At 70.0% G+C, this 22,147-nt stretch carries 18 protein-coding genes; 9 read left to right on the forward strand and 9 right to left on the reverse strand.

Annotated elements, in window-relative coordinates:
• Window positions 1-5: 5 nt before the first annotated feature.
• Window positions 6-2,048, reverse strand: coding sequence for a MinD/ParA family ATP-binding protein (locus Q9R08_RS08790; protein ID WP_308867586.1), 2,043 nt, complete (start codon window positions 2,046-2,048; stop codon window positions 6-8).
• A gap of 74 nt (window positions 2,049-2,122) precedes the next feature.
• Entirely contained in the window at window positions 2,123-5,530 is a 3,408-nt protein-coding gene (locus Q9R08_RS08795; protein WP_308867588.1) for a pyruvate carboxylase, read from the reverse strand.
• 86 nt (window positions 5,531-5,616) lie between these two features.
• Between Q9R08_RS08795 and Q9R08_RS08800 the strand changes: the two genes are divergently transcribed.
• Complete coding sequence (locus Q9R08_RS08800) at window positions 5,617-6,426, forward strand: ParA family protein (RefSeq protein WP_308867590.1); 810 nt, start codon at window positions 5,617-5,619, stop codon at window positions 6,424-6,426.
• Window positions 6,427-6,560: 134 nt separating this feature from the next.
• Window positions 6,561-7,775, forward strand: a complete 1,215-nt coding sequence (locus Q9R08_RS08805) for a trans-sulfuration enzyme family protein (protein WP_308867591.1) — start codon at window positions 6,561-6,563, stop codon at window positions 7,773-7,775.
• 1 nt (window position 7,776) lies between these two features.
• Here the strand turns inward: Q9R08_RS08805 and Q9R08_RS08810 are convergent, their stop codons facing one another.
• From Q9R08_RS08810 to Q9R08_RS08820, 3 genes are all read right to left on the reverse strand, one after another.
• Window positions 7,777-8,319 (reverse strand): MerR family transcriptional regulator, encoded by a 543-nt coding sequence (locus Q9R08_RS08810; protein ID WP_308867592.1) that lies wholly within the window; start codon window positions 8,317-8,319, stop codon window positions 7,777-7,779.
• A gap of 166 nt (window positions 8,320-8,485) precedes the next feature.
• Window positions 8,486-9,178, reverse strand: coding sequence for a transcriptional regulator FtsR (gene ftsR / locus Q9R08_RS08815; RefSeq protein ID WP_308867593.1), 693 nt, complete (start codon window positions 9,176-9,178; stop codon window positions 8,486-8,488).
• Entirely contained in the window at window positions 9,178-9,681 is a 504-nt protein-coding gene (locus Q9R08_RS08820) for an FHA domain-containing protein (protein WP_308867594.1), read from the reverse strand. The genes ftsR and Q9R08_RS08820 overlap by 1 nt, the downstream gene beginning before the upstream one ends.
• Window positions 9,682-9,940: 259 nt before the next feature.
• Here Q9R08_RS08820 and Q9R08_RS08825 point away from each other — a divergent pair, with 259 nt between their 5' ends.
• Window positions 9,941-10,306, forward strand: coding sequence for a hypothetical protein (locus Q9R08_RS08825; RefSeq protein WP_308867595.1), 366 nt, complete (start codon window positions 9,941-9,943; stop codon window positions 10,304-10,306).
• A 63-nt stretch (window positions 10,307-10,369) separates the two neighbouring features.
• Here Q9R08_RS08825 and Q9R08_RS08830 read toward each other — a convergent pair whose 3' ends face one another.
• Complete coding sequence (locus Q9R08_RS08830; protein WP_308867596.1) at window positions 10,370-10,771, reverse strand: four-helix bundle copper-binding protein; 402 nt, start codon at window positions 10,769-10,771, stop codon at window positions 10,370-10,372.
• Window positions 10,772-10,877: 106 nt separating this feature from the next.
• Here Q9R08_RS08830 and Q9R08_RS08835 point away from each other — a divergent pair, with 106 nt between their 5' ends.
• Together Q9R08_RS08835 and lpdA are read left to right on the forward strand one after the other, a co-directional pair.
• Complete coding sequence (locus tag Q9R08_RS08835; RefSeq protein WP_308867597.1) at window positions 10,878-11,564, forward strand: copper resistance protein CopC; 687 nt, start codon at window positions 10,878-10,880, stop codon at window positions 11,562-11,564.
• A gap of 9 nt (window positions 11,565-11,573) precedes the next feature.
• On the forward strand, window positions 11,574-12,971 hold the full coding sequence (gene lpdA / locus Q9R08_RS08840) for a dihydrolipoyl dehydrogenase (RefSeq protein ID WP_308867598.1): 1,398 nt from the start codon (window positions 11,574-11,576) through the stop codon (window positions 12,969-12,971).
• 83 nt (window positions 12,972-13,054) lie between these two features.
• Here the strand turns inward: lpdA and Q9R08_RS08845 are convergent, their stop codons facing one another.
• Window positions 13,055-13,708 carry a CYTH domain-containing protein gene (locus tag Q9R08_RS08845; RefSeq protein WP_308867599.1) on the reverse strand — a complete coding sequence of 218 codons (654 nt, stop codon included), beginning with the start codon at window positions 13,706-13,708 and terminating at the stop codon, window positions 13,055-13,057.
• Window positions 13,695-13,928 carry a response regulator gene (locus Q9R08_RS08850; RefSeq protein WP_308867600.1) on the reverse strand — a complete coding sequence of 78 codons (234 nt, stop codon included), beginning with the start codon at window positions 13,926-13,928 and terminating at the stop codon, window positions 13,695-13,697. Before Q9R08_RS08850 ends, Q9R08_RS08845 begins: the two co-directional genes overlap by 14 nt.
• A 162-nt stretch (window positions 13,929-14,090) precedes the next feature.
• Between Q9R08_RS08850 and glgP the strand changes: the two genes are divergently transcribed.
• Both glgP and Q9R08_RS08860 read left to right on the forward strand, forming a co-directional pair.
• On the forward strand, window positions 14,091-16,649 hold the full coding sequence (glgP, locus tag Q9R08_RS08855) for an alpha-glucan family phosphorylase (RefSeq protein ID WP_308867601.1): 2,559 nt from the start codon (window positions 14,091-14,093) through the stop codon (window positions 16,647-16,649).
• A gap of 343 nt (window positions 16,650-16,992) precedes the next feature.
• Window positions 16,993-19,536, forward strand: coding sequence for a rhamnogalacturonan lyase (locus Q9R08_RS08860; protein ID WP_308867602.1), 2,544 nt, complete (start codon window positions 16,993-16,995; stop codon window positions 19,534-19,536).
• 165 nt (window positions 19,537-19,701) lie between these two features.
• Here the strand turns inward: Q9R08_RS08860 and Q9R08_RS08865 are convergent, their stop codons facing one another.
• Entirely contained in the window at window positions 19,702-20,412 is a 711-nt protein-coding gene (locus Q9R08_RS08865) for an endonuclease domain-containing protein (RefSeq protein WP_308867603.1), read from the reverse strand.
• Between the two features lie 470 nt (window positions 20,413-20,882).
• On the opposite strand from Q9R08_RS08865, the gene Q9R08_RS08870 reads away from it, so the two are divergent.
• A complete protein-coding gene (locus Q9R08_RS08870; RefSeq protein ID WP_308867604.1) occupies window positions 20,883-21,614 on the forward strand; it encodes a glutamine amidotransferase in 732 nt (243 codons plus the stop codon).
• A gap of 80 nt (window positions 21,615-21,694) precedes the next feature.
• Entirely contained in the window at window positions 21,695-22,147 is a 453-nt protein-coding gene (locus Q9R08_RS08875; RefSeq protein ID WP_308867605.1) for a hypothetical protein, read from the forward strand.

Raw genomic sequence — 22,147 nt, forward strand, 5'->3', positions numbered from 1 at the left:
ATGCCTCAGGCCGCCGGAGCGAGCGAACGGAGGCCCTCGACCACGGTCGCCGCGAGGGCGCGTGCCGCATCCCGTGTCGCCGGCTGCAGCTCGCGGAACACGATCGCGCTGCCGGCGGCGATGTGGGCGTCGTAGGGCACGCGGACCACGGCGCGCACGCGGCTGCGGAAGTGCGACTCCAGCTCGTCGAGCTGCACGAGAGGCTGACCGGGGCGCGCGTTGTTGAGCACCACGACGGCGCTGCGCACCTTGTCCGCGTATCCGTTCGTCTCGAGCCAGGTGAGCGTCTCCGACGCGAGGCGCGCCTCGTCGACACTGAGACCGGCGACGATCACGAGCTGGTCGGCGAGATCGAGCGTGGCACCCATCACGGAGTGCACGATGCCGGTGCCGGTGTCGGTGAGCACGACCGAGTAGTAGTGGGCCGCAAGTGCCGCGACGTTCCGGTAGTCGGCGTCGTTGAACGCCTCCGATACGCGAGGGTCGGTGTCGGAGGCGACGACGTCGAGCCGCGTCTCGTCGCGCGCGACGATGTTCGACAGGTCGTTGAAGCCGACGACCTCGGGGCTGATGCGCACCAGGTCGCGGACGGTCTTGCCGCTGTCCCTCGAGATCCGCTCGGCGAGCGTCCCCCGGTCCGGGTTGGCGTCCACCGCGATCACGCGGTCGTCGCGGGCATCGGCCAGCGCCTGGCCCAGAAGGGCGGTGACGGTCGTCTTGCCGACGCCGCCCTTGCGGGACAGCACCGGCACGAAGCGCGCACCGCCGGTGAGCGGCGCCGCGATGCGGCGGTCGAGATCCTTGCGGGCCTTCGCACGCTTGCTGTCGCCGAGGTTGATGCGGCGACCCGAGATCGAGTAGACGAAATGCTGCCAGGCGCCTTCGGGCTCGGGCCGGACGACCTGGTGAGGGTCGAGCAGCCGGTCGGCGGTGAGCAGGTCGGCGGTCTCGCGGTCGGCTTCGAACTCGCCGAGGCGCTTCGACGACAGGGCGACGTCGGCGCGCGGGAACGCGGCGCGCTCGACGGCCGAGCGCTCGACGACGGGCTGCGCTCCGGTGTGGTTCGCCGCACGACGCGTCGCGGGCGTCGAGCCCGTGGCGGTCTTCGCGGCTGCGGCGGCGGCCGAGACCGACGGCGGTGCGGGCGACGTCTGGGGCGCGGATGCCGCGGCCGCGGCATCCGTCGTGCCGGCGTCCTCGCCGTTGTCGGCCGGGGTCTTCGCGCTCATGGGCTCCTCCGCGGTGTCGTCGGTCGCGATGACATCGTCTCCCGTCGCGGCGTTCTCCGCCAGAGCCGCTTCGACCTCTTCCTGGGCGAGGACGATGTCGAACTCGGCGGCATCGAACTCCTCGTCGAAGTCCGCGTCCTCGAACTCGACGGCGTCGAAGTCGACGACCGTGAACTCATCGCCTGCGGGTTCGCCGGCACCGGGCTCCGGGGTGACGTCGGCGAAGACGGCGTCGGCTGCGGCCGGCTGGTCGCCGGCGGGGTCGGACTCGTCGGACTCGGTGGCGGCGGCTCCGAAAGCGGGCTCGACGTTATCCGCTGCAACGCTCGGCTCGAGGCCGGCCGCGCCCTCGGCGGTCTCGTCGGCGATGACAGCTGCATCCGCCTGCTCGGCCGCCGGGTACTCCGCGGCGTGGGACGTCTCGTCGCCTTCGAGCACCTCGAGCACCTCGTCGGCGTCGGCGATGTCCTCCGCCGGGGGCGCGGCCGCGAAGCCCTCGCCTTCGATCGTCCACTCCTCGAGGTCGGCGTTCGTCTCGATGATCTCCGCCTCGGTCGTGTCGGCCGGGTACTCCGCGGCCGGCGCGGACGCGATGACGGGAAGGTCCGCGTCGGCGGGGATCTCGATGATGAACGGCACCTCGTCGTCGATGACGTCGTCATCGGCGAGGTCGTCATCGGACTCCGACGGCAGCTCGACGTTCACCTGCGCCGTTGCACCGCCCAGGATGCCGAGACCGGTCGTGTCGATGCTGCCGGTCTCGGAGAGCACCCCGTTCTCGGGCTCGTCGGGCATGTGTTCGGTGCGATCGGGCGTCACTGCGAAGTTCTCCTGGAAAGACGGCGGCTGTGATGGAGCCGCGGGGGCATATCGGGCGTATGCCGCCCTCCAGGCTACTGCGCGGGACGGATCACGACCAAAAGGTCGCCCGCATCGACCTGCGCGGTCGCGGCGATCGCGAGGCGTTCGACGACGCCGTCGACGGGTGCGGTGATCGCCGCCTCCATCTTCATGGCCTCGATCGACGCCACCGGCTGACCCGCTGTCACGGCATCGCCGACGGCCGCCTTGAGCGTCACGACGCCCGAGAACGGTGCCGCGACCTGCCCGGGCTTCGTCGTGTCGGCGCGCTCGACCTGGCGCGCTTCGACGGCGATGCTGCGATCGCGCACGAACACCGGGCGGAGCTGGCCGTTGAGGGTCGTCATGACCGTCCGGAACCCCTTGGCGTCGGCCTCGCCGATGGCCTCCAGCCCGACGTACAGCTGCACGCCCGGGTCGATCTCGGCGACGTGCTCCTCCCCCGGCTTGAGGCCGTAGAGGTAGTCGGGCGTGCCGAGTGCCGTCAGGTCGCCGTACGCCTCGCGGTTCTTCTCGAACTCGCGTGCCGGTCCGGGGAAGAGCAGCCGGTTCAGCGTGCGGCGGCGCAGCGCGGTGTCGCCGGCGAGACCCTCGTGCTCGTCGGCGGTCAGCTCCGGCACGTCGATCGAGACCGTGCGGCCCGCCAGCACCTTGGTGCGGAAGGGCTCGGGCCACCCGCCGGGCAGATCGCCCAGCTCGCCGGCCATGAAGCCCACCACCGAGTCGGGGATGTCGTAGTTCTGCGGGTTCGCCTCGAAGTCGGCGGGATCCGCGCGTACCGCGACCAGGGCCAGCGCGAGATCGCCGACGACCTTGGACGACGGCGTCACCTTCGGAATGCGGCCCAGGATCCGGTCGGCTGCGGCGTACATGTCCTCGATGAGCTCGAAGTCGTCGGCGAGGCCGAGCGCGATCGCCTGCTGACGGAGGTTCGAGAGCTGTCCGCCGGGGATCTCGTGGTGGTACACGCGACCCGTCGGCGAGGCGAGCCCCGACTCGAACGGGCGATACAGGTGGCGCACGGCCTCCCAGTACGGCTCCAGGTCGCTCACCGCCTGCAGGCTCAGGCCGGTGTCGCGGTCGGTGTGCGCGAGGGCGGCCACGAGTGCCGAGAGCGACGGCTGGCTCGTGGTTCCCGACATCGGCGCGGCTGCGGCGTCCACGGCATCCACCCCTGCGGCGCTGGCTGCGAGGAGCGTCGCCAGCTGGCCGCCCGCGGTGTCGTGGGTGTGCAGGTGCACCGGCAGGTCGAAGTTCTCGCGGAGCGCGGTGACGAGTTTCGCGGCAGCAGCGGGGCGCACCAGCCCCGCCATGTCTTTGATCGCCAGGATGTGCGCGCCCGACTCGACGATCTGCTCGGCGAGGCGCAGGTAGTAGTCGAGCGTGTAGAGCTGCTCCGCCGGATCGAGCAGATCGGAGGTGTAGCAGAGGGCCACTTCGGCGATCGCGGTGCCCGTCGAGCGCACCGCGTCGATCGCCGGACGCATCTGCGACACGTCGTTGAGCGCGTCGAAGATGCGGAAGATGTCGACGCCGGTGGCCGCGGCCTCGCGCACGAACGCGTCCGTCACCGCTACCGGACGCGGGGTGTAGCCGACGGTGTTGCGGCCGCGCAGGAGCATCTGGATCGGGATGTTCGGCATGGCCTCGCGGAGTGCCTCGAGACGCTCCCAGGGGTCCTCGGCGAGGAAGCGCAGCGCGACGTCGTACGTCGCACCGCCCCACGCCTCGACCGACAGCAGCTCGGGAGTCATCCGCGAGACGTGCGGGCCGACCCGCACCAGGTCGCGCGTGCGCACCCGGGTGGCGAGCAGGGACTGGTGGGCGTCGCGGAACGTCGTCTCGGTGACGGCGAGGGCGCTCTGTTCCCGCAGCGCGCGGGCGAAGCCCTCGGGGCCGAGCTCGCGCAGCCGGGCGAGGGCGCCGGCGGGCGGCGCGGCCGCGAGGTCGATGTCGGGCAGCTTGCTGCCCGGCGAGACCGAGAGCGGCTTGTCGCCGTACGGGCGGTTGACGGTGATGTCGCCGAGCCAGTTCAGCAGCTTGGTCGCGCGGTCGCGGGACGGGTTGCTGGTGAGCAGCTGGGGACGCTCGTCGATGAACGACGTGCTCACGTCGCCCGCGACGAACGCGGGATCGTCGAGCACCGCCCGCAGGAACGGGATGTTGGTGGAGACGCCGCGGATGCGGAACTCCGCGAGGGCGCGGCGGGCACGGGCCACCGCGGCCGGGAAGTCACGGCCGCGGCAGGTGAGCTTGGCCAGCATCGAGTCGAAGTGCGGGCTGATCTGCGACCCGGCGGCGGTGGTGCCACCGTCGAGCCGGATGCCGGCGCCGCCCGGGGAACGGTAGGTGGTGATGCGGCCGGTGTCGGGCCGGAATCCCTGCGACGGGTCCTCGGTCGTGATCCGGCACTGCAGCGCGGCGCCGCGCAGCTGGATGCGGTCCTGCGTCAGGCCGAGCTCGGCGATGGTCTGCCCGGCGGCGATGCGCATCTGGGACTGCACGAGGTCGACATCCGTCACCTCTTCGGTGACGGTGTGCTCGACCTGGATGCGGGGGTTCATCTCGATGAAGACGACCTCGCCGGTGCGAGGACCGGCTGTCTCGAGGAGGAACTCGACCGTCCCCGCGTTCTCATACCCGATCGACCGTGCGAACGCCACGGCGTAGCCGTGCAGCGCATCCCGGACGGCCGGGTCGAGGTTGGGCGCCGGGGCGATCTCGATCACCTTCTGGTGACGACGCTGCACCGAGCAGTCGCGCTCGAAGAGGTGCACGGTCTCGCCCGTCGCGTCGGCGAGGATCTGCACCTCCACGTGGCGCGGGCGCTGCACGGCCTGCTCGAGGAAGACGCGGGCGTCGCCGAAGGCGCTCCCCGCCTCACGCATCGCCTCGGCGAGGGCAGGGGCGAGCTCCTCGCGACGCTCGACGCGCCGCATGCCGCGGCCGCCGCCACCGGCGACGGCCTTGACGAAGATCGGGAAGCCGATCTCGTCGGCCTGGCCGAGCAGGGCGTCGACGTCGTCCGAAGCCTCGGTCGAGCGCAGAACGGGCACGCCTGCGGCGACTGCGTGGTGCTTGGCGGTGACCTTGTTGCCGGCCATCTCGAGCACCTTCGCCGGCGGACCGATGAAGGCGATGCCGTTCGCGGCGGCCTTCTCGGCGAGCTCCGGGTTCTCCGAGAGGAAGCCGTAGCCGGGGTAGATCGCGTCCGCGCCGGCCTCCTTCGCGACGCGCACGATCTCGTCCACATCGAGATAGGCGCGGACCGGATGGCCCTTCTCACCGATCTCATATGACTCGTCCGCCTTCTGCCGATGCAGCGAGCCGCGGTCCTCGTACGGGAACACCGCGACGGTGCGGGCCCCCAGCTCATACGCGGCGCGGAAAGCCCGGATGGCGATCTCGCCTCGGTTCGCGACCAGGATCTTGCGGAACATTCGACCTCCGTGAGCGGCGGCGCGGGTGGGCCTCTGGAAACAGGCTGAGTGTGCTCACAGCCTAGGGGACGGTAACGTGGTGCCTTGTGCACGTCCTATCCGTCAGCTCGCTCAAGGGTGGCGTCGGCAAGACGACCGTGACTCTCGGACTCGCGTCGGCGGCCTTCGCCCGCGGTGTCCGCACGCTCGTCGTCGACCTCGACCCGCAGTCCGACGTATCGACGGGCATGGACATCCAAGTCGCCGGTCGACTGAATGTCGCCGATGTCCTGGCGAACCCGAAGGAGAAGACGGTCCGTCAGGCCATCACCTCCAGCGGGTGGGCCAAGGTGCATCCGGGCACCATCGACGTCATGATCGGCAGCCCCTCGGCGATCAACTTCGACGGTCCGCACCCGAGCGTGCGCGACGTCTGGAAGATGGAAGAGGCGCTCGCGACCATCGAGGCCGACTACGACCTCGTGCTCATCGACTGCGCGCCGTCGCTGAACGCGCTCACGCGCACCGCCTGGGCGGCATCCGACCGGGTCATCGTCGTCACCGAGCCCGGCCTGTTCTCGGTCGCGGCCGCCGACCGCGCGCTGCGCGCCATCGAGGAGATCCGCCGCGGCCTCTCCCCTCGCCTGCAGCCGCTCGGCATCGTCGTCAACCGCGTGCGCCCTCAGTCCATCGAGCACCAGTTCCGCATCAAGGAGCTGCGCGACATGTTCGGACCGCTCGTGCTGAGCCCGCAGCTTCCCGAGCGCACCTCGCTGCAGCAAGCCCAGGGCGCCGCGAAGCCGCTGCACATCTGGCCCGGTGACTCGGCCCAGGAGCTCGCAGCCGACTTCGACTCGCTGCTCGACCGCGTGATGCGCACCGGCCGCATCCCGGTTCCCGAAGACACGCGCTCCTGACCGCGCCGGATGCCGGCATCCCCGCATTCGTGGAGGGTGACCGCGCTGCTCACCCGTCTAACAATTTGCGCACGTTGTTCGTGGATGAGTGATCACGACTTGCGATTCGCCTCGCGATCACTGACCATATCGCCATGGCATCGATGACGCTGCACCCTGACAGCCTTGCCGTGCACGCCGGCCGCGACGATCTCGCAGCGCTGGGCGTCCACGCACTCCCCCTCGACCTCTCCTCGACCAATCCGCTGCCCGGCATCGAGCTCGGCGGCATGTCGTACGAGGTGCTGGCGACCGGAGGCCACCCGTTCGAGGGTGGCTCGAACGTCTACGCCCGGCTGTGGAACCCGACGGTCGCCCGGTTCGAAGAGGCCCTCGCCCGCCTCGAGCATGCCGAGGAGGCGGTGGCGTTCTCGTCGGGCATGGCCGCGGTCACCGCGGTGCTGCTCGCGCTGACGCACGAGTCCCAACGCCGCCACGTCGTCGCGGTGCGTCCGCTGTACGGCGGCACCGATCATCTGCTGGCGTCGGGGCTGCTCGGCGTCGAGACCACGTTCTGCGCCCCCGACGCCGTGGCCGAGGCGATGCGCGACGACACGGCGCTCGTCGTGCTCGAGACCCCGGCGAACCCGACGCTCGAGCTCGTCGACATCCGTGCCGTCGTCGCTGCGGCCGGCGATGTGCCCGTGCTCGTCGACAACACGTTCGCCACACCGGTGCTGCAGCATCCGCTCGATCTCGGTGCCGCGCTGTCGCTGCACAGCGCCACGAAGTACCTCGGCGGTCACGGCGACGTCGTCGGCGGCGTGGTCGCCTGCGACGCACGGCTCGCCGCGTCGCTGCGCCGCACGCGCGCCATCACGGGTGCGATCATGCACCCGCTCTCGGCGTACCTGCTGCACCGCGGTCTCGCGACACTGCCGGTGCGCATGCGAGCACAGCAGGAAGGCGCCCGCGTGGTCGCGGAGTGGCTCACGACGCGGCCCGAGGTCGCGCGCGTCCACTTCCCCGGCTTCGCGGCGAGCGATCCGCACGGCCTCGTGGGCACTCAGCAGTCGGGTCCGGGCGCGATGATCGCGATCGACCTCACCGGCGGCTTCGACGCCGCATCGTCGCTGACGGCGGCTGTCGAGCTGTTCACGCACGCGGTGTCACTGGGCAGCGTGGATTCGCTCATCCAGCATCCGGCCGCTCTCACGCATCGCCCGGTCGCGTCGGACGCGAAGCCTTCGGACGCGCTGGTGCGCCTGTCGATCGGGCTCGAAGACCCGGCCGATCTGATCGCGGACCTGGCGCAGGCCTTCAGCGCCACCACGGGGGCGCGGGGACGGGTCGAGCCGGCGCTCGCGTGAGTCAGGCGGAGCGCGCGGCGCGACGGACGGCGAGCTCGTCCATGGGGTCGGGCCGCTCGAACTCGAACTCGACGAGCTCGGACTCGACCTCGCGCAGCACCTTGCCGACGGCGATGCCGAAGACGCCCTGGCCGCGGCTGACGAGGTCGATGACCTCGTCGTTCGACGTGCAGAGGTAGACCGACGCGCCATCGCTCATGAGGGTCGTTCCGGCGAGATCGCGGATGCCGGCGGCACGGAGCTGATCGACGGCGGTGCGGATCTGCTGCAGGGAGATGCCGGTGTCGAGGAGTCGCTTGACGAGCTTCAGCACCAGGATGTCGCGGAAGCCGTACAACCGCTGGGAGCCCGACCCGCTGGCACCCCGCACGGTCGGCTCGACGAGCTCGGTGCGAGCCCAGTAGTCGAGCTGACGATAGGTGATGCCGGCGGCCTTCGCCGCCACGGCACCGCGATAGCCGACCTCGTCGTCCATCGCAGGAAGTCCGTCGGTGAAGAGGAGTTCGGCACCGAATGGCTCACCTGCAGCCACGTCTCCGGTCATGCTCGTTCCCCCCTCCGGAATCGAATAACTCAACGCTAGATCAGCCTCCCCCTCGCGGCAATGACATCCGCTGTTCGCAGGTCGGCGTGTCGCACGCCTGGCCGCGCTCCGCGACCGGTCCTGGACTCGGCGGCCGTTGTTCGCCTGGCCTGGTTTGTCGCTCTGATCAGGCGAGCATGCGGTCGAGTGCGGCGCGCACGAAGATCGCCCGCACGTCGTCGAGACGCCGGGCCAATTCCGGGGCGAGCTCGCCGGCACGACCGCGGGACGAGGCATCCGTCCGCCGCAGGAGGGGAGCCAATGCCGACTCGACGAGGGCGACATCGCGCTCGGCGCTCTGCCGCAGCGCACGCACGTGACGCGGCTCGATGCCGTGCCGGTCGAGCGCGACGAGCGCACGTAGCAGGGTGACCGACTGCTCCGTGTACGACTCGGCGCCGGCGATGATGCCCGTGCTGATCGCGTCGTTGAGCAGCTGAGGGGCGGCCCCGGCGGCGGCGAGCATCTCGTCGCGGCGGTAGCGGCGGGGTGCAGGCACGATCGAGGGCGGCGGCACCGCGGTCGGCGTGGCCGGGTCGCGGCCGGCGTCGACGTCCTCGAGGTAGTCGCGGATGACCGACAGCGGCAGGTAGTGGTCGCGCTGCAGCGTCAGCGCGAGGCGCAGCCGCTCCAGGTCGTCCTGAGAGAACTTGCGGTACCCCGACTCGGTACGCAGCGGTGTGACGATCCCCTGCACCTCGAGGAAGCGCAGCTTGCTCGACGTCAGGGACGGGAATTCCGGCGACAGGCGCGCCAGAACCTGCCCGATGCTGAGAAGACCCGCGGACGACGCCCTTTCACGGGCGGATGCCGCGGGCATCAGGCGTCCGCCGCCCGGACGAGGTCGGCCGGCGAGACGAAGAAGTTGAGGCGGAACTTTCCGACGCGCACCTCGGCGCCGTTGGTGAGCGTGGCCCTGTCTACCCGCTCGCCGTTCACGTAGGTGCCGTTGAGAGAGCGCTGGTCGACCAGCTCGAAGGTCGTTCCCGAACGTGTGATCTCGGCATGGCGGCGCGAGACGGTGACGTCGTCGAAGAAGATGTCGGCTTCGGGGTGCCGCCCCACGGTCGTCACGTCGGAGTCCAGCAGGTAGCGCGCGCCTGCTGTGGGTCCGGAACGGACGAGCAGCAGTGCAGCACCGGAAGGAAGGGCGTCGATCGCGTCGAGCTCCGCATCGCCGAGCTCGCTGCCGAACGGCACGAACGACAGATCGGAATCGTGGCCGAACGTCTGAGTGGTGTCGGCGGCACGGTCGGACTCGTGTGCGTCGGCCCCTGCTGCGCGGCGGATGTCGCCCTGATCGGGTCGGCGGTCGTGCTCCACGGTTTCCTCCTCTATCCGTTCAGCCTATCCGATCGACCTCGGCTGCGACGAGGTCGTTTGCGGTCGACTTCACCCGGTCGCCGACGCCGGCGCTGTCGAGAGCCCCGGCACGTCCGCGAGCCGAAGCGAAGCCCCGACGCTCTCGGAAAAGCGCTCGTACTGCAATGTTTCGCCGCGTTTCGCGTGAGATGCCCCGGAACACGTGCCCGCCTAGCCTGGCAGGACCGTAGACGATTCGTCGAATGAGAAGGAGACCACCGTGTCCAGCCCGCACAGCCACATCCCGCCCCTCCAGGTGCGTGAGCGTGCGGCGTGCATGTGCGACCACGGCGGCAGCTGCTCCTCGTTCGCTCCCGGCCACGCGCTGCATCTGATCCAGGCGCGCCTGGCTTCGGCGACGCCGTCGGAGTGGGCGGACGCCATCGTCGAGGAGTCCGACGAGCGGTCCGGTTTCGTGATCGTCCGGACGCTGACCGACGCGACGTCGATCGTGCTGTGGAACGGCGTGGGCGCCGCGGCGACCGCAACCCCGGGCACGCCCGTCGCATTGCACGAGCGCTACCACGTGCTCGCCGTCGGCGGCGCACGGTTCAACGTCCTCCGCGCGGAGCTCGCCGAAGCCTGAGCGGCCCCGCCGCGGTCCTGCCTGCGTGAGGGATCGCGCAGGGATGAGAAAGGCGACGGGCCCTCAGCCCATCGCCATCATCGAGTTCTTCATCGCCATGCAGGCGTCCATGCACGCCTGGCAGGCCTGAGCGCACATCTTGCAGACCTCGCTGTGGTCGGCGTGCTCCATGCACTCGTCCATGCAGAGCTGGCACATCGCGATGCACGCGTCCAGCATCGACATCATCGTGGCCGGGTTCATACCCTGCATGCGCATCATGGCGCGCATCATCGTGTTGCACATGTCCGCGCAGTTCATGCACGCGGGGGCACACGACATCATCTGCGTGGAGCACACCGTGCACGCCTGCTCGCAGGCCGAGCAGGCGTCCATACAGGCCTGCATCACCGACATGTCCATGGTGTCCATGCCGGGCATCGACATCATGTCCTTCGACATGGCGTCCATCATCATGGAGTCCATCGCCGCCATCCTTCCGTCACCAGGCGGGCGGGCAGATCCCCCGCCTTGCGGCCATGCTAGACCTCGGGACGCCCGGATCGAAGGGGCGGATAGGCTCGATCAGGTGATGTCACACAGAGTTCACAAACGGCTCTCAGCCCCCGTCGCGGCGCTGGTCGCCGCCTTGCTCGCCGCCTTCGCACTCGTGCTGGTCACGGCATCCCCTGCCGACGCGCATGATGAGCTGCTGGGCAGCGATCCCGCCGCCGACAGCAGCCTCGACGCTCTTCCCGCGCAGCTCACGCTCACGTTCAGCGCCGAGATCGCCGACGACGAGGGCGCGTCGGTCGTGGAGGTGACGGATGCCGCGGGCGCCACGCTCACCGCCGGCGCGCCGGTCGTGAACGACAACGTGCTGACGCAGCCCCTCGCGGGTGAGGCGTCCGGTGCGGTCACAGTGCTGTGGAAGGTCGTATCGAGCGACGGGCATCCCATCTCGGGCGAGTTCTCGTTCGCAGTCGCAGGAGCGCCGTCGCCCACCCCGACGGCATCGCCGACGCCGTCGGAGACGGCGACCGCTGCGCCGACGGAGACCGTCGAACCCACCCCGACCGCCACGAGCCTGCCGACCTCCGACGACGCACCGAGCGCGTGGCCGTGGGTCGTCGCAGGACTGCTGGCGCTCGCGCTGATCGCCGCCGTCGTGTACCTGCTGGTGTCGCGTTCGCGGCGCGAGAAGGCCCTCACCGGCCCGTCTGCGAGCGCTCCGGGCGGCCCCTCGCCGCCCGGATCCCCGCCCTCGGCCGACCACTAGGCTGGAAGCATGCCTCACTACGACGTCGCCATCCTCGGCGCGGGGCCCGGCGGGTACGTCGCGGCCGTCCGTGCTTCTCAGCTCGGCCTCAAGGTCGCGATCATCGAAGAGAAGTACTGGGGCGGTGTCTGCCTCAACGTCGGCTGCATCCCCTCGAAGGCTCTGCTCAAGAACGCCGACCTCGCGCACCAGTTCCACCACAAGGCCGATCTGTTCGGCATCTCGGGTGACGTGCACTTCGACTTCGGCGTCGCGTGGGATCGCAGCCGCAAGGTGGCCGATACCCATGTCAAGGGCATCCACTACCTGATGAAGAAGAACAAGGTCGACGAGTACGAGGGACGCGGATCGTTCACCGGTCCGAACACGATCCGCGTGACCAAGGCCGACGGCTCCACCGAGGACGTCACCTTCGACAACGCGATCATCTCAACCGGCTCGAAGGTCCGCCTGCTCCCGGGCGTGCAGATCGGCGGCAACATCGTCACGTACGAGGAGCAGATCCTCGCCCGCGACCTGCCGCAGTCGATCGTCATCGTCGGCGCCGGCGCCATCGGCATGGAGTTCGCCTTCGTCATGGTGAACTACGGCGTCAAGGTCACGATCATCGAGTTCCTCGACCGTGCGCTGCCCAACGAGGACGCCGATGTCTCCAAGGAGATCGCGCGCCAGTACAAGAATTACGGCGTCGACATCCTCACCTCGACCAAGGTCGAGACCGTCGTCGACCAGGGCGACAAGGTCACCGTGACCTACACCGCCAAGGACGGCTCCACCGGCTCGATCGACGCCGACAAGGTCATGATGTCGATCGGCTTCGCCGCCAACGTCGAGGGCTTCGGGCTCGAGAACACCGGCGTGAAGCTCACCGACCGCGGCGCCATCGACATCGACGACCACATGCGCACCAACGTGCCGCACATCTACGCGATCGGAGACGTCACGGCCAAGCTGCAGCTGGCCCACGTGGCCGAGGCGCAGGGCGTCGTGGCCGCCGAGACGATCGGCAAGGCCGAGACGATGACCCTCGGCGACTACCGCATGATGCCGCGCGCGACGTTCTGCTCGCCGCAGGTGGCTTCGTTCGGCCTCACCGAGCAGCAGGCGCGCGACGCCGGCTACGACGTCAAGGTCGCGAAGTTCCCGTTCTCGGCGAACGGCAAGGCGAACGGCCTGGGCGAGCCCATCGGCTTCGTCAAGCTCATCGCGGACGGCGAGCACCTCGAGCTGCTCGGCGGTCACCTCATCGGCCCCGACGTCTCGGAGCTGCTGCCCGAGCTGACGCTGGCGCAGAAGTGGGACCTCACCGCTCTCGAGGCCGCGCGCAACGTCCACACGCACCCGACGCTGTCGGAGGCCGTGCAGGAGGCCTTCCACGGCCTCGCCGGCCACATGATCAACCTCTGATCACAGCCTGACGCCGAAACGCCCCGGATCCTCTCGAAGGGTCCGGGGCGTTTCCTCGTCGAGCGAGCCTGCGAGGCGAAGTGTCAGGCGCCGAGCGCGCGGGCCAGTTTCGAGGCGGATGCCGCGGGCCGGCCTCCTGCGCGTCGCACCGCGGCGTCGGCGGCGCCGAAGAGCGCCGCACGGTCGTCCGCGGCACCGGGTGCGGCGGGGCCGAGCTCGAACTCCCACTCCCGCCAGGTGCGTTCCACGCCGTCGCGCTCGTCGGTGGCGACCACCCGGTCGTCGACGAACTCGGCGACGACGCCGCCCTCGGCATCGCACAGGGCGTACGCCGTGCGCTGGTTGCGGATGCGCGCGATCGGCGCGAGGTGCGATGTCACCGAGACCGCCGCGAGGGCGTCGGCGACGGCATCCGGAACCGTGTCGTCGGTGCCGAGCGGCCAGTGCAGCTCGACCCGGCCGCCCTCCGCGTCGCGGGGACCCTTGATGTGCCAGCCCTCGTCGGGACCGCCGGTGCGGCGGCGCACCGCGTAGCCGGCGTGCGCAAGGGCGAGGTCGTCACTGTCGAGGTACACGGCGTCGAGCGCGCGAGGCTCGGCCGCGCCGACAGACGACACCCCGGGCAGACCCGACCAGTCGGGCAGCGGGGTGTCGTCCTCGACGTCGAACTTCAGCTCGACCTCGACCGAATGGCTCGGTTCGGTCGGCTCCGCAGGGTGCTTGTCAGCGGCGCTCACGAGCGGTGTCGCTGTACGGATCGATGTCGTCTTCGGCCTCGATGAACCAGAACTCGGCTTCGGTCGGTCCATCGCCGTCGCCCGTGTTCTCGGGCGCTCCCTTGCGCTCGTAGACGACCTGCGTCTCGCTGTAGGGGACGATCAAGCGGTCGAGCTCGGGGTCTTCGAGGGGCAGGAGCTGCCCGTCGAGCGGGCCTCCGTGAAGTCGTGCGATGGCCATGACCCCAGCGTAGACCCGGCGCCCGACGCCATCCGCACCCTTGCACTCCGCAGGTGGCCGTGTCAGCGTACCGGCGATGTTCCCCGCGGCGACTCGCGTTGTTCGGCCGCCGCGGCGACAGCGGTGCAAGCGCTTCCAGCTTCTGCCCCTAGAATCGCGAGCGTGAAGGCCATCCGAACGTTCACGGTCCGCCCTGTGCTGGCCGAAACCCTCGCCCCGCTCGATCGCCTCGCCTCGAACTGGCGCTGGTCGTGGAGTCGCGCGACGCACGCGCTGTTCGCCTCGATGGATCCCGCACTGTGGGACGACATCGGCGCCAACCCCGCACGCATGCTCGGCGCACTCGGTCAGTCTCGCCTCGACGAGCTCTCACGCGACGAGGAGTTCCTCGCGCGGGTCCGCGAAGAGGACGAGCGACTCACCGCGTACCTCGAGGGCGACCGCTGGTTCCAGCGCCTCGAGGGAGACAAGCCGGTCCACATCGCCTACTTCTCCCCCGAGTTCGGCGTCGACGGCTCGCTGCCGCAGTACTCCGGCGGACTCGGCATCCTCGCCGGCGACCACCTCAAGAGCGCGTCCGATCTGGGCGTGCCGCTGACCGGCGTCGGGCTCTTCTATCGCGCGGGATACTTCCGCCAGTCGATCGGCGATGACGGGTGGCAGCGCGAGGCCTATCCCCTGCTGGACCCGTACGGCCTCGGGCTGACGCTGCTGCGCGACCGCGCCGGCACACCGGTCGAGATCGCGCTCGACCTGCCTGGCGACCGCCGCCTGCACGCGCGCGTGTGGATCGCCGACATCGGGCGGATCCCTTTGCTGCTCCTCGACTCCGAGACGCCGTCGAACACCGACGAGATGCGCCGGGTCACCGATCGCCTCTACGGTGGCGGCGGCGAGCACCGCCTGCTGCAGGAGCTGCTGCTCGGCGTCGGCGGCGTGCGCGCAGTGCGCGCGTGGTCCGAGTTGACCGGCCGCCCCGCGCCCGACGTCTACCACACGAACGAGGGCCACGCGGGGTTCCAGGGGCTCGAGCGGATGTCGGAGCTCATCACGCACGACGGACTCAGCTTCGACGAGGCCCTGGCCCAGGTGCGCGCGGGCACGGTGTTCACGACGCACACTCCGGTGCCGGCGGGCATCGACCGCTTCTCGCGAGAGCTCATCGCGAACGTGCTCACGAGCGGCCTCTTCCAGGGCCTCGACGCGGGGCGCGCGATCGCGCTCGGCCTCGAGACGTGGAACGGCGGCGATCAGGGCGTCTTCAACATGGCCGTGCTCGGCCTGCACCTCGGCCAGCACGCCAACGGCGTCTCGGTGCTGCACGGCGAGGTGAGCCGCGGCATGTTCGGCATGCTGTGGCCGGGCGTCGACACCGACGAGGTGCCGATCACGTCGATCACGAACGGCGTGCACGCCCCGACGTGGGTGCATCCGGCACTCAAGGCGGTGAGCGAGCGCGCGTGGGGCGATGCGCACACCGACACCCACGACTGGACCGACCGCGCAGCCGTGACGGATGCCGAGCTCTGGGGTGTTCGTCAGCAGATGAAGGGCGGGCTCGTCGCCGAGGCACGGCGGCGCGTCGCGGCATCCCTGTCCACCGGAGGCAACCACACACCCGCTTGGGTGGACGATCTGCTCGACCCCGAGGTGCTGACGATCGGCTTCGCGCGACGCGTGCCCACATACAAGCGACTCACGCTGATGCTGCGCGATCCCGAGCGGCTCACGAAGCTGCTGACCGACCCCGAGCGGCCGGTGCAGATCGTGATCGGCGGCAAGTCGCACCCGGCCGACGACTCCGGCAAGATCCTCATCCAGCAGCTCGTGCGCTTCAGCCGCGACCCGAAGGTGCGCGGGCGGATCGTCTTCCTGCCCGACTACGACATCACGCTCGCCAAGGACCTGTACCCCGGCTGCGACGTGTGGCTCAACAACCCGCTGCGCCCGCTCGAGGCCTGCGGCACGAGCGGCATGAAGGCCGCGCTCAACGGCGCGCTGAACCTCTCGATCCTCGACGGCTGGTGGGACGAGTGGTTCGACGGCGAGAACGGCTGGGCGATCCCGACGGCCGACACCGCGTCGAACGACGAGGAGCGCGACGACGCGGAGGCCGCGGCGCTGTACGACCTCATCGAGCACCAGCTCGTGCCGAAGTTCTACGAGCGCGAGGGCGGCATCCCGACCGCGTGGCTGGGCATGGTGCGACACACCATGACCGATCTCGGCAAGAAGGCGACGAGCGACCGCATGGTGCGCGACTACGTCCAGCGGCTGTACGTGCCTGCTGCCGCGCACGACGTGGCGCTGCGCGCGAACGGGTTCGCCCTGGCCCGCGAGGTCGCCGCGTTCGTCGGGCGAATCAAGGGCGCCTGGAACCGGATCTCGATCGCGAGCGTCGACAGCTCCGGCATCCCGGCGCAGGCGCAAGCCGGCGACGCGCTCGAGGTGCGCGCCGACGTGAGGCTCGACGGCCTCTCACCCGACGATGTCGCGGTGGAGCTCCTCTACGGCCGCACCGACGAGGACGACGCGCTCGCGCGCGACCATTCGGTGTACCGCCTCTCCCCCACCGGCGAGGGCGTCGACGGGATCCGCACTTTCACCGGCACCCTGCCGCTCAGCGTCACGGGCACGTTCGGGTACACGGTCCGCGTCCGGCCCGCGCACCCGCAGCTCGTGTCGCCGGTGGAGCTCGGCTACGTCACGTACGCCTCGTAAGGCACCGATCACGGATGCCTCGACCCGGCGTGCTGCGCCGGGTCGAGGCATCCGTTTCGTTCATGGTGGGCCGCTGCGCGCGGGCGTTCCCTCATCTGGGGACTTGCGCCGAGATGAGGGGCGAGACGCCGTGCGACCGCCCTCAGCCCGGCTCCGCTCCTCATCTGTGGATCCGGTCACCACAGACCAGACGCGTTAAATCGTTCCAATGTTGACGCCGGAAGCCTTGACCTCCTCGAGACACCGGGACTAGGGTCGCTCGGGAAAACGTATTCCCTACGTTTGAAACGATGCAACGGTCCGTACCCCACGCGGCCCACAACCTCGGGAGAGCGATTCGACGATGAATCTCCACAGAACCTCCGTACGCGCGATGGTGGCCGGCACGGCCGCCTGCGCCCTGACCCTCGGCCTGGCGTCCCCCGCGCTGGCGCAGCAGGCGCCGCCGCCCTCCGGCGACGCGTCCGCGGGCGCGCAGCTCGAAGCCCTCGATCGCGGCCTCGTCGCGGTCGCGACCGGCGAAGGCGTCTTCCTCAGCTGGCGCCTGCTGGCGACCGAGGCCGGACCGGCGACCGAGACCGGCGTCAGCGGCCCGTCGTTCGCCGTGTTCCGCGACGGCGAGCGGATCGCCACGGTCGACGACAGCACGAACTATGCCGACCCGGACGGGTCGGCGGCATCCGTCTACACGGTCGCCGCCGCCTGGCACGACGTCACCGGCGAGCAGTCCGCACCGGTGTCGGTGTGGGGCGACGGGTTCTACGACCTGCCGCTGCAGAAGCCCGCCGACGGCGTCACACCCGCCGGTGAGGCGTTCACCTACTCGGCGAACGACGCGTCGGTGGCCGACGTCGATGGCGACGGCGCCTACGAGTTCGTCGTGAAGTGGGATCCGTCCAACTCCAAGGACGTGTCGCAGAAGGGCTACACAGGCACGGTGTACGTCGACACGTACGAGCTCGACGGCACGCTGCTGAACCGCATCGATCTCGGCGTCAACATCCGCGCCGGAGCGCACTACACGCAGTTCATGGTCTACGACTTCGACGGCGACGGCCGCTCCGAGACCATGCTCAAGACGGCGCCCGGCACGAAGTCCACGCGCTACAACGCCGATGGCACCGTCGCGGCATCCGCGAACATCACGATGCTCGCCGACGACCTCGCTGCCGGGTACAAGGCCACCGACGACTACCGCATGAGCGCCGCCGACTACCGCCGGCACCTCATCGAAGTGTTCGAGGGCTGGTCGGATCACCCCGAGGTCGTCGCGGGCCACTGGCCGGCGACGCTGGAAGAGGCGTTCGGCATCCCCGTGCCGCACGAGTATCCGCTGTCAGAGGCGTCGGCGACCGAGCTCGTGGACTACTTCATCACCACCTACGCGCCGTCGCGCAGCGCCCGCAACGACCTCACGACATTCGAGGGCTTCATCGTGGACGGGCCTGAGTACCTGACCGTCTTCGACTCGGCGACCGGCGAAGAGCTCGAGACCGTGCGCTACGAGCCGGGCCGCGACGACGACGGCCTGCTGTGGGGCGACTACGCGATGGCGCGCATCGAGCCGGGCAACCGCGTGGATCGCTTCCTCGCCGGCGTCGCGTACTTCGACGGCACGCACCCCTCGGCGGTCTTCGCCCGCGGCTACTACACGCGCACGACGATCCACGCCTATGACTGGGACGGCGAGCACCTCACGACCCGCTGGGCGGTCGACAGCGGCCACGTGCCGATGACGAACCCGTTCAACGACGGCCCCCACGGCCGCGACGGCACCGACCCCGTGTTCGGCACGATCACGACGCAGGGCTTCCACTCGCTGAGCGCGGCCGACGTGGACGGCGACGGCAAGCACGAGATCGTCTACGGCGCGGCCACGATCGACGACGACGGCGGACTGCTCTACAGCTCGTTCGACACGCTGCCGGAGGGCAGCGCCGCTCCTGGCGACGTCGTCCGTCTCGGCCACGGCGATGCGATGCACGTCACGGACATCGACCCGACCCGCCCCGGTCTCGAGATCTGGACGGCGCACGAGGGTGCGACGTACGCGCCGTACGGGTCGGCGATGCGGGATGCCGCGACCGGCGAGGTGCTCTTCGGGGCGTACTCGGGGCGTGACACCGGCCGGAGCATGATCGGCGATGTGCGGGCGGACGTGCCCGGCATCGAGGTGTGGGCGAGCATGCCGAACGGTACCGAAGGATCCGGCCTGCTGAGCGCGTCCGGGTCTCCCCTCGAGGCGGGCACGCCGGGCACCAACCAGTCGATCCGCTGGGCGGGCGACCTGACCACCCAGATCGTCGACGGCGCGCAGGAAGTGACGCCGACGATCAAGGACTGGACGCGCGGGACGCTGCTCACCGCAGACGGCACTCGCACCAACAACGGGACGAAGGGCAACCCCTCGCTCGTCGCCGACGTGTTCGGCGACTGGCGGGAGGAGCTGCTGGTGCGCACCGTCGACTCGAGCGCCCTGCGTGTCTACACGAGCACCGAGGCGACGACGCACAAGCTGCCGACCCTGATGCACGACGTGCAGTACCGCGCCGAGGTGGCCCGCCAGAACACCACCTACAACCAGCCGTCGTACACGAGCTACCACCTCGCGAGCGGCATGGACTTCGCGAACGTGCCCACGCGCACGACGGCGGCGACCCCCCGCGAGCCGAAGTTCGTCGACCCGCGCGGTTCGCGCTCCGACCACGTGATCGTCGCGCCCGACCCGGCGTTCGATTACTACGTGAACGGCGTGAAGGCCGAGAAGCCGCTGGTCAAGGTTCCCGCCGGATCCGAGGTCCGCGTGACGGCGGTGCCGAAGGCCGGCTTCGCGGTCGACGCCGGTGCGGTGTCGAGCTGGACCCACCGGTTCGAGCCGAACGACTGACGCCAGTCAGACGGATGCCTCGGCCCGGCGCAGATGCGCGGGGCCGAGGCATCCGTCCGTGGGGAAGGTGTCGGACCCACAGTCGGATGTTCTGCACGACACGCCGGGGCGGGATGTTGCCACCCGGCGCGTCGCCGAAAGGCTCCGATCCTGTGCGCGCACTTCTTACGCGAGGTGCAGCCCGCGGTCGACGAGGCCGAGAATCGCGAGTTCGACCGTCTCCCAGTCGTGGACGACCATGGCGTAGTCGAAGCGAAGACTGACGAGCCCCCACGCCGCGGCGTTCGCGTCGCGAACGAGGTCCTTATGCCGGTGTGACGCGCCGTCATGGTTCGGCGCCCCGTCGACTTCAACGATCAACCGCTCGCCGATCACGAAGTCGACCCGGCCGACCGAGACGATCTCCTGCTGAGTCCGCACATCGAGCCGATGCCGTCGGAGCCGCCAGCGGAACAGAGACTCGAGGCCACTGTCCGCATCACGATGCGCGAAAGCGATCGCGTCGCGCGCCTGCCGGTTCGTGTTGTTCCGCAACCACGCGAGGTCGGCGCTCGTGAGCTTGCGCTGCCGCAGTGCCGACTCGAGTGACACAAAGAACGACTCGAGCCCCTGGCACCGAAGAATCTGCCGCAACACCACGCGAACCGAGGGCACACCGAAAGCGCTGCCCTTCGTTTCCTCGTCGTTCCAGTGGACGACGCAGGAGCAGTCTTGATGCTCGTAGACGCGCCCGTGGGGCCGGAGTCCGACATGGAGTTCGGCGCCGTGTTCCGCAACCCAGAGACCCAGATGCTCTGCCGCGCTGACGCAGGCGATCGATCCACCATGGGCTGCCGCGATCTTGAGGTCCTCGCACGCTCCGACGCGTTCGTACACTCCTCGCCGAAGCGACGAGAGCGCGCCCGTCTGCAGCGCCTCTGCGATCTTCGACCTGGGGATTCCCGACGCGCGCAGCTCCCCGAACGTCGTGACGCCAGGAGATGGGCAAGTGCACACGCGCTCAATGCTCAGCGGCGATGCCCTCGACCTCGACCGTGTTCCTGGAATCTGTGCACAAGGCGTGGGCCGTGCCGTCTGGGAAGGAACCCCGGCGCTCGCACAAAACATCGGAGACCCCGCACGACACGCCGACCCCGGACGCCTCACCCCGGCGCGTCGCCGAGAACCTCCGAATCTGTGCACCCCGCCCACGCAAGGCCGCGACGCACAACATCGGAAACCCCGCACGACACGCCGACCCCGGATGCCGCACACCGGCGCGTCGCCGAGAACCCTCCGATTCTGTGCACCCGGCCCACGCGAAGCCGCACGCGAAACGCCGGCGCCCGCCCACGTAGGCTGGTGCGGTGAAGCCGTTCGTCCTCCTCGCCACCCGTGCCGAGGACGTGCCCGCCGACGAGGAGTACGCGCTGTTCCTGCGCTACACCGGGCTCACGCCCGATGAGCTCGTGCGGGTGCGGCTGGAGGCGGAGCCGATGCCGCGGTTCGATCTCGACGCGCTGTCGGGCATCTTCGTGGGCGGTGGCCCGTTCAACGCGTCCGACCCGCTCGAGAAGAAGTCGAAGGTGCAGCGGCGCGTGGAGGCGGAGTTCGCAACGCTGCTCGACGAGGTCGTGGACCGCGACTTCCCGTTCCTCGGCGCCTGCTACGGGATCGGCACGCTCGGCGCGCACCAGAACGCGGTGATCGACCGCACCTACCCCGAGCCGATCAGCGTCGTTCCGGTGACGATCACGGAGGCCGGGGCATCCGATCCGCTGCTCGAGGGCATGCCGACGACGTTCGATGCATTCGTCGGACACAAGGAGGCGATCTCGCAGCTGCCCGCTTCGGCGACGCTGCTGGCGTCGTCGCCCGGCTGCCCGGTGCAGATGTTCCAGGTCGGAGAGAACGTGTACGCGACGCAGTTCCACCCCGAGCTCGACGTCGAGGGCATCACCACGCGCATCCACGCGTACGCGGATTACGGGTACTTCGCCGCCGACGAGCTCGAGCTCACCCTCGCCGCGGTGCGGCGCGCGGCGGTCTCGCATCCGAGTCGGATGCTGCGCACTTTCGTCACGCGCTACGCGCGCTAGCCGAGGCCCTTCGCACTGCGCCTCGGCGGTGGTACGCTCCCCGCACCGGCTGCCTCCGCCGCCCGAAACCGAGGTGCGTCATGGGTTCGAAGAAGCTGCTCCTCACGGGCGCCGCGATCGCCGTCGTCGTGGCGGCCGCGATCCTGGTGCCGAGCGTCGCGACCGGCGCTCCGCTCCCCCAGCTGATCCCTGCGACGTTCGCCGCCACGTCGGATGACGGCCCCGGCGGGAACGGCCGCGGCAACGCGTTCGGGCACGACAAGGGCGACCCCGACTTCCCTGGTGATAGCGGAAGCCGCGGGGATGGGAACAAGGGCGGCAACGGCAACGGCGGGAACGGGAACGCGTTCGGTCATGACAAGGACTCCCCTGACTTCCCGGGGAACAACGGTCGCGGCACCGGCGGCAGCGACGCCTCGGGCGATGATGGGCCCGGCGAAAACGGCCGCGGCAACGCGTTCGGGCACGACAAGGACTCCCCCGACTTCCCCGGCAACAACGGTCGCGGGCAGGACGACTCCGACGACGAGTGA

The sequence above is a fragment of the Microbacterium psychrotolerans genome (assembly GCF_031085295.1).
Taxonomy (GTDB): domain Bacteria; phylum Actinomycetota; class Actinomycetes; order Actinomycetales; family Microbacteriaceae; genus Microbacterium; species Microbacterium psychrotolerans.